We start from the raw sequence: 14,986 nt of genomic DNA on the forward strand, positions 1-14,986 counted from the left end.
TACTCTGGCGTAGGCGTCGGGCAGCGGCGGCGACCCGCCAACCCCTTGGTGGGAGCGAACTGGTCGCCAGTTGGCTCCCGCCACATACGGGGATGGCCACCTTGTCATCCGCTTCGCGGGGTCGGAAGGCGTCTGGCCGCTGGCCGCCACCATGCTGGGTATGGCGCTATACCTGCTCGAAAACCGCTCCAAACCTTTGTCCGCAACCGCGTTGGCCGGAAAGTGAACCTCTCGCGCCCATTTGTACTGTCCGTCAGAGGGAAGCATAGCTCACTTCGATTTCGTGGCAGGCTGGGTCAAAATGACACCCCGAATATGCCGGCGGAGCGATTAGTTCACAGGGCGTCCCTGCATCGCCGCAAGCCGTAAGCCAGTAATCCTCCGCCGACGGCTCCGGCCGTAAGCGTTCCAAACAACCACCAGCGGATAGGAATCGGCTGCCGCTCGCGCGGCTGGCGCGGCATCCAGATGACCCACGGCCGCCCAACGTAAAACACTTCGAAGTTGAGCGCCCATAGCGGCGAATCATCCGCCCGTTCCGGGGCGAGGCCAAACAGGCAGTACGTGTTGGCGTCGTCGTAGGGACCGGGTCGAAACCAGCACGCCAAGTCACGGGCCGACGGGTTTACCGGGTCAAGCAGCTCAAAGGGACGCGCCAGCAGCGCGCTTTCCCGAAAGTTGAACCCCGGATCGGTCGCCCAGAAGTGCGGCGGCAGACACCGCTCTAGAAAGAACCGCTGGTGGTCAAGGCTCAGGCCTAGCGCCTGTACACCGACGCCAGCTGCGACAATGACGGCGGCCGTCCAGTTCAGTAGCGTCCGTTGTGGTAGGAAGGCGAACGTCAGCGCCCACAACGGCAGAACTGGCAACAAGTAGCGCGGCCCCCAGCACCAATCGCCGCCGTAAAACGAAATGCACCCCAGAAAGGCGACCAATGTGACCGACGCCGCCAGCATCATGCGCGCCGTCATCGGCGCTTTGGCGCGCAATCCAGCGTAGCCAAAGAGCGCCAGCAGAATTGGTGGGCTGTACCACATAACGCCCTTGCCGGGGCTAATGAGCAGTCCCGGTATGCCGTAGAGCGGATTCCCCAAAAACGATGGATGTCCTGGAATGTTGAACTTGCCGGTGTCGAGCGGGTGGCCAAAGCGCAGCACGTTGTAAAAACCAAACAGGAGGAGGCCGGCGCTACAGCCGACACTGAACGCCGCAATCCGTTGCAGCGACGCTCGCCCAGTGGTTGTTTTCCAAAACGCCGTCCAGAGCTGCGCCAACCAGGGGCGCAGGTCTCCAACCAGCGGCGGCGGGGTTACGCTCACCCGTGAGCACATCAGCGCCAGAAACGGCCAGAGCAAAACTAGGTGTTCGACGAAGTTCACGAGCCAACCGGCGCAAAGACCGCCCACAACGGCGTAGCCGACCGACCGCCGCCGGGCACTGCGATAGGCGCACCAAGCGGCGCACAGGACAAAAAACGCCTGCTGTACGTTGTCAAACGTCGTCGTCGCCCCGATGAAGGTCAGCGTGGCGAAGGCGTTGACGAGCGTCCAAAGCACCGCCCTTCCCGGCGTGACGCCCAAATCCAGCAAAAAGTAAAGCAGGACAACGGCCAACCCGGCGGCGACCAGCGCTGACGTGAGCGAAAACAAAAACCGCTGCCGTTCCCCTTTCCAATCGTCGCCCAACTTGCCCAGCGCTACCAACGGCGCGCCCAAGGCTGACGCCGCGACGCCGTAGTGACTGTAGAGCCTTCCATCGCGCCCGCGTACCCCGATCCAGACAAGCATTGGGTCGCGGAGGGTGGGCTTTCCAACTTCGACGAGGCTGCGCGCCACTTCAAAGCGGCACTGCCCGTCAATGATGTCTATGCGACCGGGACTCGTCAGCACATACACCGCGCCGACCAGCAAAAACAGTCCCGTCGCGAGCCATAGCGAAAGAGCCTTCACAAGAAAAACGTTGACAACATGAGGAGACGACGAAATCGGCGTTGCGTCGGCATGCCGGGCGCAAGTATATGCACGCCCATGAGGTTTGCCCATGCTTGCTTGCGTACGCTTCAGCCGCCGGGTGGTCGTCCGGTCATCGCCGCCGTCTGTGCGTTGGCCGTAACCCTACCGCTGCTGACCACGCCCTTCCCGCCGGTGACCGACCTGCCGCAGCACGTAGCGCAAACACGGTTGTGGCTGGAAACCTTGCGCGGGACGCCGCAGCCCAACGGCGTCACTTACATTGTGCAGTGGTGGACGCCCTACAGTTTGGCGTACTTGGTGATGGGCGGGCTGTGGCAGACGCTGCCGCCGGAACGGGTCGGGCAGGCGATGCTGTTGGCGCTGGCGCTGGCCTGGACGCTGACGACGCACTGGATCGCCACCCGGCGCGGGCGTTCCGCCGCCGCCGCCGCGCTGGCGACGACGCTGTTTTTCAACCACACGCTCTACTGGGGCTTCGTAAGCTTCACGACCGGCTTTCCGTTGTTCTTGCTGTGGGTGCAGGTGACGACGACCGACGCGCCCGCGACGCTCCGGCGGCGGGCGCTGCTGGTCGGGCTGGCGGCTGCGCTTTACGCCGCGCATGCGCTGTGGTTCGCGCTGGCGCTGCTCTGGTTCGGCGTGGCGGGTGCAGCGCTGCGGCGACCCTGGCGAACATTACTCGGTGAAAGCCTCTGGCTGCTGCCGCCAGCGACATTAGCGGCTGCGACGTACGCCGGCATTGGCAACGCCACCGCGCTCGTATCGCACAAAACTGTCTGGACGGCGCCCATCGGGCTGCGACTGTTCACCGGCTGGTTGCCGCAAGCGGTTTACGGCGGCTTGCGCGGGCCGCTTGAGCCGGTGATGCTGGCTGTTCTGGGCGGCTGGCTGGCCGCCGGCTTGGCAAGACACCGACGACGGATGTGGTCGGCGGCTGACCCGGTGCTGCTGTTGGCGGGCGGGATGTGTTTGGCGGCGGGGCTGCTGCTGCCTTATCAGTATCAGTACACGATCGCCTTCGCCGAACGCTGGATGCCCGCCGCCGCCGTTTTGCTGTTGCTTGGCGCGCCTGCGCCCGATGCGCCGCCGATGGATGACGTTGACACTGCGCGTTCCGGCGCGCCGCTGCGCGTGAGCGCGGCGCTGCTGTGCGTCGGCTTTTGCCTGTGGACGGCCGGCGTCTGGCGCGCGTTTACGCGGGACTATCTGACCGGCTTGGATGAGGCGCTGGCGGCGCTGCCTTCGCGTCCGCGCGTGGTCGGCTTGGATTTTGTCAAGGAAGTCTCCGGCTTTCGTGGGCGACCGCTGATGCAAACCGCCGCCTACGCACAGGTCGTACGGGGCGGCGGCTACAGTTTATCGTTTGCGAAATTTCCCCAGAGTTTTGTCCGGTATGAAACCGATGCGGTTGTCCGGTGGACAGATGGCCTTGAATGGTCGCCGGAGTATTTGACGGAAACTGACCTCAACTATTTTGACTTTGTGTTGGCGGTCGGCGACCGCTGGGCGCACGAGCGGCTAGCAGTGAAGTTTCCGCAGTTGCGTTGTCTGACTGACGCCGACTGCCCGTGGCGGCTTTACTGCGTTGTCCGATGAGGACAGGCGTTTGAGGCTAGCTCCTCGACGGAGGCTTGCCGGGTAGAGGCTTGTCAAGGCAAGGTAGTTGTGAAACAAACGTAAGCGCCATCCAAAATCACTCACTGGCGAGGTGACATGCGAAGCGGCGGGCGAGCAGCCAACGCACTGCGGGCGGTGCAGTTGACGCCCAACGTCAACAAGTACGCCGAAGGGTCGGTACAAGTCGAATTTGGCGACACGCGCGTAATCTGTACAGCAAGCGTCGAAGACAAAGTGCCGCTCTTCCTCAAGGGCAAAGGTACGGGTTGGGTCACGGCCGAATACGCCATGCTCCCCCGCGCAACCGACCAGCGCACCCAACGCGAAGTGACGCGCGGAACGCCTTCCGGCCGGACGCACGAAATCCAACGCCTCATTGGACGCAGCCTGCGCGCCGTGGTGGACTTCGCCAAGCTCGGCGAGCGGACGATTTACCTCGATTGCGATGTCATTCAAGCCGACGGCGGGACGCGCACCGCCGCCATCACCGGCGCGTTCGTCGCGTTGGTGCTCGCAGCACGTAAGCTACAGGCGTCCGGCGTCATCTCCGCCATGCCCGTTACCGATTACTTGGCGGCGGTCAGCGTCGGCGTCATTGACGGGACGCCGATGCTCGACCTCGACTATCAAGAAGACGCCAAAGCGGAAGTGGATATGAACGTCGTCGGAACGGGCGACGGCCGGCTCGTCGAGGTCCAAGGGACGGCCGAGCAACGTCCCTTTACACGCGAGCAAATGAACCAGCTTGTTGATCTCGCCGCGCAAGGCATCCGCGAGCTGATTACGCGCCAGCGCCAAATTTTGGGTCCTCTAGAATAAAGCTCCCACCACCAGTTGCGTTCCGCCGGGCGGACATTTAGCTTACGGCTAGGTTGTTAGGGCTGTGGGCGTCAGGTCACCTATTTTTTGTGAATCTTTTCTTGGACGGTTTTCGCTCTGCCGACCTTGGACGCGTCCCCTCAAGGAACAGATTCGGTTGTTCCACAGCGTTGCCGGTGAGCGGCTGGCTGTCACGTTTCGGGACAGCGGCCCATGCGATACCGTCTCGAACAGGGACGAAACTGCACCGCTTGGCCGGCAGGAATCGGGCCGGTCACTTTCCGCACGGCTGTAAGGAGCTTGCCTTCGCTATGACACTGTCCTTCATTCGGGGTTGGCTTTGGCGGCCTTTCTTGATGAGTTTGGCGGTGCTGGTCGCCGCCTGTGAACGCAAGGGACAAGCGACCGGCGGCGAAGGCCTTCCCCCGGTTATCAAAATCGGCGTTTACATGCCGATGACTGGGGATACGGCGACGTTCGGTACATCCTCAATGGGCGGCATTCGGTTGGCGACAGAAGAGCGCAACGCCGCCGGCGGCATTCGCGGTTCACGTATTGAGCTGATCCTTGAAGACGACCGCGGCCAGCCAGAAGAAGCCAAAACCGTTGTGACGCGCCTAGTGACGCGCGACAAAGTCGTCGCCGTGCTGGGCGAAGTCGGCTCGGCGCGCAGCATCGTCGCGGCGGCCGTCTGCCAGCAGAAAGGCGTCCCCATGCTGACGCCTTCCTCAACGAATGAAAAAGTGACGCGCAAAGGCGACTACATTTTCCGCGTCTGCTTCATTGACCCATTCCAAGGAGAAGCAGCCGCCAAGTTCGCCGCGACTGTCCTCAAGTTCACCCGCGCCGCGATCATCACCGACGTGAAAAACGACTACAGCGTTGGGCTAACCAAATCGTTCCGGGAAAGTTTCACACGCTTGGGCGGAATGATTGTGATTGAAAAGAACTACCAAGCCGGCGACGCCAGCTTCAACGCGCAACTAACGAGCATCCGGGAAGCCGGGGTGGATTTTGTGTATGCGCCGGGCTACTACGGCGACGTGGGGCAAATCATCAAGCAGGCGCGTGAGTTGGGCTTGCGCGTCCCGTTCATCGGCGGCGACGGGTGGGATTCACCCGACCTGTGGCGCGGCGGCAAAGAGGCGCTCAACGGTTGCTTCATCACGAATCACTATTCGGTGGACAACCCCGATCCGCGCGTTCAGGCGTTCATCGCCGCCTACCGGCGCCGGTACGGCGACACGCCCGACGCACTGGCGGCGCTGGCCTACGACGGGGCGCGCGTCCTCTACGACGCCATCGAACGCGCCAACAGCACCGACGGCGCACGCATCCGCGACGCGCTCGCCGCTACCCGCGACTTTCCCGGCGTTACCGGAACGATTACTTTGGACGCCAACCGCAACGCCGTCAAACCAGCGGTCATTCTCGAACTGCGGGACGGCGCGTATCACTACCGGACAACCATTGCGCCGTCCTGACGCGCTTCGCCGCCGAATGATTTTATTCCGTGAGCTGAACCAAGGACGCTCAGAGTCAAATGGAGCCACGTGACTTTTCACGCCGCGCCTTCCTCACCACCGCCACGGCGACGCTGGCGGCGGGCGCGGCTGTCGCTCAAACCACGTCCCAGTCGTCCGACACACCCAAACGCCGGCGCGCTCAGTCGCCGTCTAAGCCACCCAAGCCGCCGACCGGCAAACCCTTTCCAGAAGGCTTCTACTGGGGCGCGGCGACCGCCGCCTACCAGATCGAAGGGGCTATTGCCGCCGACGGCAAGGGTCCGTCCATCTGGGATATGTTTGTACGCAAGCCTAACGCCATCTGGCGCGGACATACAGGCGAAGTCGCCTGTGACCATTACCGGCGCTACCGGGAAGACGTGGCGCTGATGAAAACATTGGGGCTGAAAGCCTACCGCTTCAGCATCGCCTGGGCGCGTGTTTTGCCGGAGGGCGTTGGGGCGGTCAACACCAAGGGACTTGATTTTTATGACCGGCTGACGGACGAGTTGCTTGCCGCCGGAATTACCCCATTTTGTACGCTCTACCACTGGGACCTGCCGCTGGCGCTCCACCAGCGCGGCGGCTGGACGCAGCGCGACTGTGCCGACTGGTTCGCCGAATACGCCACGGTCGCGGCGCGCAAACTCGGCGACCGCATCAAGTACTGGATGACGCTTAATGAACCACAGGTGTTTATCACACTCGGCTACCAAGCCGGACGGCATGCGCCGGGACTGACGCTTCCACTCAAAGACGTTCTGCAGGCCGGTCACCATGCCCTACTCGCCCACGGCAAGGGCGTACAGGCGGTGCGCGCCGCCGTCAAAAACGCTCAAATTGGTTTCGCCCCTGCAACGCCCATCGCCTATCCCGCAACCGAACAGCCGGAGGATGTCGCCGCCGCGCGTGCCTTCAACTTTGGCGTCCAAGGCTACGGCTTTCTGTTCAACGCCTCGGCCGGGCTGCCACTCAAAAATCCGTTCAACAACGCTTGGTGGATGGATCCGGTGTTCCTGGGTGAGTATCCGGCGGAAGGTCTCGCGGTGTACAAAAAAGATGCGCCGCAGATCGCCGCCGACGACATGCGGATCATCTCAACGCCGGTGGACTTCTGCGGCGTCAACATTTACTTCGGGTTCAAGATTCAGTCGGACGGTCGCGGCGGGCCGAAGATCATCCTTCCGACGCCGGCTACGCCCCTGACGGCTTTTGACTGGCCTGTGACGCCAGAAGCCCTGCGCTGGGGACCGAAATTTTTCCACGAACGTTACAAGCAACCGATATACATCACGGAGAACGGTCTCGCATTGCGCGATTGGGTGGCGCTTGACGGCAGGGTGCATGACCCGCAGCGGATTGACTTCACAACTCGCTACCTGCGCGAGTTACGTCGCGCTATTGAGGACGGCGTACCAGTGCGGGGCTACTTTCACTGGTCGGTGATGGACAACTTTGAGTGGGCGGAAGGGTACAAGCAGCGGTTTGGATTGGTATACGTGGACTACGACACACAGGTGCGGACGCCCAAAATGTCGGCCGAATGGTATGCGCAGGTCATCGCGACTAACGGAGCCGCTCTGGGGTGAGGTCAGCAGCAGGGAGACGCCGCTAGCTTCTGTTTGCCGCCAGCCGGGGCTTGACCTTATACTCTGCGTTTTCTCAGGATTAGCTTCTAGACGTGCGCCGGCCGCCGGTGCTCCGAACGGAGCGGCGCGAAGTATGACGGTTTCGTTTTTTAGGCCTGTCCGGCAACGCCGGCCGGCGAAGGCTGTAAGGGCCGCGCCGATCAAACCACGCCCATGAAATCCTGTCCGAAGTGTGGTGCGACATATCCTGATGAATATAACGTCTGTCCCCAGGACGGCGCGCCGCTGGCTTCCGATAAGTCCTCTGGGGTGGCGCGCGTCGTGGACGGCAAGTACCAGATTGTTCGCCTCGTCGGGCGTGGTGGGATGGGCGCAGTCTATGAGGCCATCCACACGACTATGCAGCGGCGGGTGGCGCTCAAGATTCTCAACGCCGATTTGGTCTCCAACCCGGCGGCGCTTGAACGCTTCCGGCGCGAAGCGTTGTTGTCGGGGCGGCTCAAGCATCCGAACGCCATCACGATTTACGACTACGGCATGAGCGCCATCGGCGAGGCGTACATCGTGATGGAGTTTCTCGAGGGCCACAGCCTCGGACAGGAACTCCAGCAGGCGAAAACTCTGTCGCCGTTGCGCGTGGTGTCGGTGCTGGCGCCGGTGTGCGACGCGGTACACGCTGCGCACGTCGAGGGCATCATTCACCGTGATTTGAAGCCCGCCAACATCATGCTGGAAAAGCTGCGCACCGGCGAAACCGTTAAGGTGCTTGACTTCGGCATCGCCAAGTTGGCGATGAACAACCCCAACCTGATGAACCTCACTGGGACGGGGATTATCGGTACGCCACAGTACATGTCGCCAGAACAGTGCCAAGCGCACCGGATTGACGGCCGATCGGATATCTACAGCATCGGCGTCATCGCGTACGAGATGCTGACCGGCAAACTGCCCTTCGACGAGCCAACACCGCTGGCGACGGTTATCGCGCAAGTCAAGCAAAAACCCAAGCCGCTGCGCGAACTGCGACCCGATATTCCACCGGCGCTGGAAGCGGTGGTGATGCGGGCGTTGGAAAAATCGCCGGCGAACCGCTACCAGACGGCTGAAGAGCTGGCTGAAGCTTTTCGCGCCATCCAGCGTCAACTGGCGCCAAGCAGCGCCGTCATTCCAACGCCGCAGGGTTTGGTGGCGCTGCCCGATCCGGGGCCAGCGGCGCAGGGGCCGTTTACCCGCGTGGTACCAAGCGACGCGCCAGCGGCCGTGGTCAGTACGCCTGTCCCCGATTCCGTGCGCCTGCCGACCAACATGAGCGGCGGGGAGTTTGTCGGACGCACGCCGGAACTGGGCGTCCTCATCGCCGCGTGGCAGTCAGTGACAACGCGCCGTGGGCGGCCGGTCGTCATTTTTGGAGAAGCTGGCATCGGCAAGACGCGGTTGATTGAGCAGTTTCTAATTCGCCTTGAAGATGTCGGCGAAAGCCAGCCCCTGCTGTTGCGGATGCGCTGCCCCGATCCAGCGCGCGCCGTTCCGGGACAGTTTCCATTGTCCGATCTGCGGACGGCGGCGATGGCCTACTTCAACCCAGAACTGCGCGCTGTGCGATCCCTATCGCCGGCCGACGAGCAGTTTCTGGATGGCTCCTTCTTCGCCAACCTGTGCGACGAATCCTATTCGACCAAGTTGGCGGCGCGTCTGGCGGCCGACCGGAATGGCTTTTTCACCGATCTCACGTACTTATGCCGCTTGCTGGCGCGTGAGCGTGGCGCGGTGCTGTTTCTCGACGACGCCCACAACGCCGATCCGCTCCTGTTAGACTTCATCAGTCACTTGCTGCGCCACACCCGTAATGACCGGCTGTTGGCCATTGTGGCCAGCCGTCCGTTTGCCAGTCTGCTTGACAGCGCGCCACCGCTCCGCAGTTGGTTGCAGTCGCTGGATGACACGGGCGGCTATGACCAGATCAAACTGCCGCCGCTTTCCAACAGCGAAATCCGGCTCATGGTGGAGGGATTGCTTGGCGCTCAGGTTCAGCTGCCGGTTAGCGTGGCGCTGATGTTGGCTGAAGAAACTAAGGGAAACCCCTACTACGTCTGCGAAGTCGTCAACCTCATGATTGCCAACGGGCAGATCGCCCACGGCGAGGCAACCGGTTGGGTCTGTCAGGAAGTGGACGAGTTTGACCTACCGGATACCATCGTTGCGCTGGTCAAGCCATTGCTGGCGCGGCTGGAAGACGACACCGCCGATGTGCTGGCCCACGCCGCCGTCATTGGTGAAGAGTTTACCTTTGACCTGCTGCAGTTTTTGACTGAGGCGACGGAAGAAGGGTTGCTAGGCAAAATCGAGAACGCCCTCAAGCTGGGTTTCATCCGTGAGATGGCCGGCTGGCGGGAGGACCGCTACAGCTTCGTCAACCCGATGGTACACCGCGTGCTCTACCGGCGGATTACGCGCCGGCGGCGAAAACGTCTCCATGCGCGGATCGCCGAACGACTGGAGCAGCAGTTGGCGTCGCCGCGCGCTTCAGCAGCCGGGACAAGTCGGCAAGACTTCACAGCGGGCGATTTGGCGTATCACTACTTTCGCGCGGAAGAGTGGCGGAAAGCGATCGAATACGCGCTCGAAGCTGGCTATGCCCGGTGGAGTACCTACGCCTTTGCAGACGCCGGTAAGTTTTTCGCTTGGGTGGCGCAGGCGCTTAATCGTCTTCAGGGAGAGGACGCTGCACCACCGCTCAGTCCAGACGACGAGGCGCGTTATCGTCTGACCTATGGCACGCTGCTGATCGAATGCGCCCAGCCTGACGAGGCCCGTCAGGCGTTGGAACGGGCGCTGGCGCTGTGCCGGGAACATAACTTGACTTGGCTGGGACGGACCCAAGTTGGGATGGCGCGGCTGTGCAATCTCACCGGCGACGCCGAAGGCGCGCTTGAACTGGCGACGGCTGCACTGCCGCTGCTGCGTGCGCGCGAAGACGCAGCGGGATCGTGCTTGGCGCTGTTGGCGGCGGCCACGGCGCATGTCGAGCGTGGTCGTCTGACGGCGGCGCTCCAAGCGGTGGATGAGGCGCTCTACATTGCCGAGCGGGCTGGCGATCGCAGTGGGCAAGCGGCAGCTCGCCTTGGTAACGCCATGGTCAACGTGCGGCGTGGGAAGTACGCTGAAGCCCTGTCGGACGCCCGCCAAGCGCTGGCGATGGCGCGCAACTTGGGCAATGTCTTTGAGGAGCGGCGGGCGCTGGCGCTGCTCGGCGAAGTCCATCTGCGTCTGGCGCACTTGGATGAAGCGCAGGAATGCTATGCGGGCGCGCTGCGCATCGCCTATGCGCTGGGGCATCGCTACGGTGAATCAGTGGCGCTCAACGGTCTCGGTGAAGTTTTCATGCGGCGGGGCAACTACACCGAGGCGATGGAGTATGTCCAGCAGGCGGTGGACATTGCCCGCGACATTGGCAACAGCGCCGCCGAAGCGCGTTATCAACTCAATGTCGGTCGAATTCGGCGACGACGCAGCGACGCAAAATCGGCCCTAAGCACGTTGCAGGCGGCTCTGCTGCTGGCTGAAACGGCGGAGGTGCCGCTCATTGAAGCTGAAGTGTTGACCGAACTGGGGGATACCCACCGGGCGGAAGGCGATTTTGCGGCGGCTGAGCCGTGTTATGCGCGGGCGCGCGAGTTGGCGCGTGAGGTGGAGTCGCCACAAGTCCGCTGGGCGGCGGCTTACGGTCTTGCGGAGTGCCTTGTTCAGCGGCAGAACCTCGCCCAAGCCCAAACGGTGTTGGAAGAGGCGCTCGCTGTAATTACGGAGCTTCAAGCGGACCTGCCGGGTGACACAGCGGCGGCAGCGTTTCTTGAAGACAAACGTCCGGTTTTTGAGCTCAAGGTGCGGCTTGACCGCGCCCTTGCCGCCTCGGCGGCCAACGCCAAGCCGACGGTTGTCGCGTCCGTCAGCGATTCGGCGACCGCTGGAAACCTCAGAGATGATTCTGCAGCGAGGCCGGTGAAGTCAGAGTCCCCGCCGCTGGGTCCAACGGGTGAAGCGAAAGACATTCCGCCGCCTGCGTTGAAGGAAACCAAGGTGCTTCACTCTGAGTCGCCGCCGGCTGCTGAAATGCCAAGCGACATTGATGCGCTGCACGCGGACTATGGGCAACAGGCGGAGCAGACTGGTGACATTAGTGAGTTCTCGTTGGAAGAACTGCTCAATGATGTCGCTGCGTTCGCCGAAAACCTGGGCATGGGGGAACTGTTCACCGGTGGACGCCTCTCGGAAGCTATCCTGCCCGACGAAGAGCGAAGCCGTCCGCCGCAAGTCCCTCAGCCTGTGACGCGGCCGACACAACCCGGCTCGCTTCAGAACGTCCTGCACAGCGTCGTGTCGTTGGAGTCCACTTGGCGTGAGATGCTTCAGACGGCGCGCGCGGCCGGTGACCGCGACATCGAGCGCAAAGTCTTGATGCTGATGGCTTCGGCCTTCCACAGTCAGGGCCAAGTCGCGCGTGCGCGCGATTGCTACCAGCGGGCCGTTCAGATTATGCGTGAGGTGAATGACCGGGCGAGTGAAGGTGCAATGCTCAACAACATTGGCGACACTTTCCGGCAGGAAGGGCGTTACGCCGATGCTCTCGCTTACTACCGGTTGGCAATGCGAAGCGCGCGTGAAAGCAAAAATCAGCGGGTGTTAGAGATGGCGCTGGTCAACGCGGCGCAAATGTACACTCGCACCGGCAATCTCCGCGAAGCTATGAACTTGCTGGAGGAGGCCAAGCTCCACAATCAAAAGACCGGCGACGCTCAGGTACGGGCGGAAATGCTTCAGACGCTGGGTGAAGTCCACCTGATCCGTAAAGAGCTAGCTCTAGCCCTTGAGCATAGCTCAGCGGCGGCGGCGGCGGCGCGCAAACTGGGTGATACGGATATCGAATGGCGTGCACAGTGGGTCATTGCGCGCTGCCACTGGGCGCGCGGCGACCGCGCCGAGGCGCTCGTCGCCGCCGACTTGACGCTTCGGGCTCTAGATCGCCTACTTGGAGAGGCCAATCCCCACGACCAGAAACGGCTCGCTCGCGAACGGAGCGACATTAGCGCCGTCACCGAGGAGTGGCGACGGATTACCGATGATTTTCTGGCCTGACCGGCGCTGTGCAAGACGCGCCTCATGACCGCTTCGCTTCCGACCCGGCGTCCTATGCGGCTGCTCAGTCGCCCCGTGGTGACGGTTGCCATTTTGTACCTACTCGCCTTTGTAATCCGGCTTTCCAATCTGGGCGGCGTTGTCACCAACTTCGGCGTCTTTCCCATCTCGACGGATTCGTTTTATCACCTCCGCCGGATTCATGCGGCGGTCGCCGAGGGGCTGCGCGTCCCGGATTTCGACCGCTATGTGAATTTCCCCGATGGAGCAAACATCAACTGGCCGTTCGGTTTTGACTGGCTCTACGCCGCGACGGCGCGGGCGCTATACACGCTGACCCAAGGGACAGGTTTGCCGGACGACGGTTGGACAACCGCCGTCGCCTGCTTTCTGACGCCGCTCATCGGTGCAGCGACGCCCTGCCTCACCCACTTGGTTGCAGCGCGGCTTGCCGGTGTGTGGGCAGGGATTACAGCCGGCCTGGTTGCAGCGTGGATGCCAGCGGTATGGGTGATGTGCGCCGTTGGCTATGTTGACCATCACGTTTTTGAATCGCTCTGCGTCGCGTTTTATCTGTGGGCGGTGGTGCGGGAGCGTCCTTCGCCGTGGCACGGCGTGGTCGCCGGCTTGACGATGAGCGTTGGTTTGCTGTGCGCAACGGTGCTGCCGTTGCTGGTAGTTTTCCACGCGCTAACGACGGCTGGATGGTGCATTATGCATTGGCGGCAGCCAGACGTCTTGAGCGCCCACTTGCATCTCGCTCTATGGGCCTGGTTCGGCTTGGCGGTGACGTTGGCGCCATTTGCGGCGACCAACTTCGCTGAACCGCACGGTATTAATCCGGCGCTCACCACTGCTTGGGCGGCGGCGTTTGCAGCGGCTGGCGCAACGCTGGGCGTCTACGTGCGGCGTGTCGGCGCGCAACGACACGCCTTGGCGTGGGGCGCCATCTGGCTTGCGCTGGGCGTCGCCGTTGCGCCGCGTCTGAACTTGGACGCCGCGTGGCGATTCATCCGGTACGGCGTGGCGCACATCGGCGCCGCCGACCCGTGGCTGGCGACAATTTTTGAAAGCCAACCGCTGTTGAGCCAGTCCTTTCGTGACATCACTAACAACTACACGGCGTTTTTGTGGCTGCTGCCGGGAGCCTGGGGGCTGGTCTGGCTGCGCGCTCGGCGTGGCGAAGCGCCGGACTGGACACTGTTGCTCCTGTCGGTTCCGACCGCCGGACTGGCTTTGTTGCAGCTTAAGTTCAGCGGCTTGTTTGCGCCGCTGTTCGCCGTTGTGACGGGGCTGGCGCTGCGCGAACTGGCGACGCAACTTGCCGGGTTGGTCGGTTGGCCGGCCAAGTTACAGAAGGCGCTGCCAATGGGACTCACCGCCGGCGCACTGACGCCGACGGTCATCTTCACTTTGAGCGCACCGACTTACATTGTGTCGCCGACAGGGGCGTTTGTGGACGCCGAACCGACGCTGCGGTGGTTGGCGACGCATACGCCGGCGACCAGCCGCCGGGGCGATCAACCGGAGGATTACGCCGTTCTGTGTGATTGGACGCCGGGCCACTGGGTCATCGGCGTCGCCGGACGCCCGACCGTCGCTTCTCCTCTCGGTCATACGGAGGCGCTGCGGCAAGGGATTCGTGATGGGGCGGCGATGTTCGCCCTACCTCCGACGGCGTCGCTGCCTCTGATGGAAGCCCGGCGTGTCCGCTACATTTTGGTTACGCCGTTGTCGCCCAAGGCGGTTGCGTGCAACGCGGCGTGGGATCCGAAGACTAGAACATTCAGCCCCTGGGCGGATTGGAACGAGCGGATGAAAGCCTCGCTCTACGCGCGCCTCGTCGCCGGAGAGGGAGTTCCACAGGGTGATGCGGCGTTGACGCAAATACGGCTGGTATACGAAGGCGATTTGGACGCCGACTATCCGCTCTTTACGCAGCCGCATGCGGCAGCCAAGGTTTTTGAACGGGTGGCGGGCGCAGTCATCGCTGGGTGGACGACGCCGGGCGCGCGGGTTCAGATTTCAACCCGCATTCGCACGTATTTTCGGCGTGAGTTTGATTATGTGGACGAAACAACGGCGGACGCGCAAGGACGGTTTGAACGACGTGTGCCGTACGCCCAACACATCTCGCCGTTGACGACACTAGCCGCCGTGACGCCTTACCGCGTGGTTACGCCGGAAGGAGTATGGTCGGCCACAGCGACGGAAGCCGATGTCACAAACGGTCATACGCTCCAGCTCAGGCGTACGCTGGCGAACTAGGGCGTATTGTCGGTTAGTCGGAGCATCGCACTGTCGGCGAAACGACAGCGCCGTGCAGTGGTCGGCGCTGTCCACCAACCGT

7 protein-coding genes are annotated in these 14,986 nt (G+C 62.6%); 6 read left to right on the plus strand and 1 reads right to left on the minus strand.

Annotated elements, in window-relative coordinates; genetic code table 11:
• Positions 1-335 precede the first annotated feature (335 nt).
• Complete coding sequence (locus tag NZ585_04040; GenBank protein MCS7079206.1) at positions 336-1,949, minus strand: hypothetical protein; 1,614 nt, start codon at positions 1,947-1,949, stop codon at positions 336-338.
• Between the two features lie 78 nt (positions 1,950-2,027).
• On the opposite strand from NZ585_04040, the gene NZ585_04045 reads away from it, so the two are divergent.
• From NZ585_04045 to NZ585_04070, 6 genes are all read left to right on the plus strand, one after another.
• Positions 2,028-3,569: a hypothetical protein gene (locus NZ585_04045; protein ID MCS7079207.1), complete on the plus strand. Its 1,542-nt coding sequence runs from the start codon at positions 2,028-2,030 to the stop codon at positions 3,567-3,569.
• Between the two features lie 117 nt (positions 3,570-3,686).
• Positions 3,687-4,409 carry a ribonuclease PH gene (rph, locus tag NZ585_04050; GenBank protein MCS7079208.1) on the plus strand — a complete coding sequence of 241 codons (723 nt, stop codon included), beginning with the start codon at positions 3,687-3,689 and terminating at the stop codon, positions 4,407-4,409.
• Positions 4,410-4,720: 311 nt separating this feature from the next.
• On the plus strand, positions 4,721-5,893 hold the full coding sequence (locus tag NZ585_04055; protein MCS7079209.1) for an ABC transporter substrate-binding protein: 1,173 nt from the start codon (positions 4,721-4,723) through the stop codon (positions 5,891-5,893).
• Positions 5,894-5,952: 59 nt separating this feature from the next.
• A complete protein-coding gene (locus tag NZ585_04060) occupies positions 5,953-7,503 on the plus strand; it encodes a family 1 glycosylhydrolase (GenBank protein MCS7079210.1) in 1,551 nt (516 codons plus the stop codon).
• A gap of 213 nt (positions 7,504-7,716) precedes the next feature.
• Positions 7,717-12,636: a tetratricopeptide repeat protein gene (locus NZ585_04065; GenBank protein ID MCS7079211.1), complete on the plus strand. Its 4,920-nt coding sequence runs from the start codon at positions 7,717-7,719 to the stop codon at positions 12,634-12,636.
• Between the two features lie 24 nt (positions 12,637-12,660).
• A complete protein-coding gene (locus NZ585_04070) occupies positions 12,661-14,904 on the plus strand; it encodes a hypothetical protein (GenBank protein MCS7079212.1) in 2,244 nt (747 codons plus the stop codon).
• The last annotated feature ends 82 nt before the right edge of the window (positions 14,905-14,986 follow it).

Source organism: Chloracidobacterium sp., from assembly GCA_025057975.1.
Classification (GTDB): Bacteria; Acidobacteriota; Blastocatellia; order Chloracidobacteriales; family Chloracidobacteriaceae; genus Chloracidobacterium.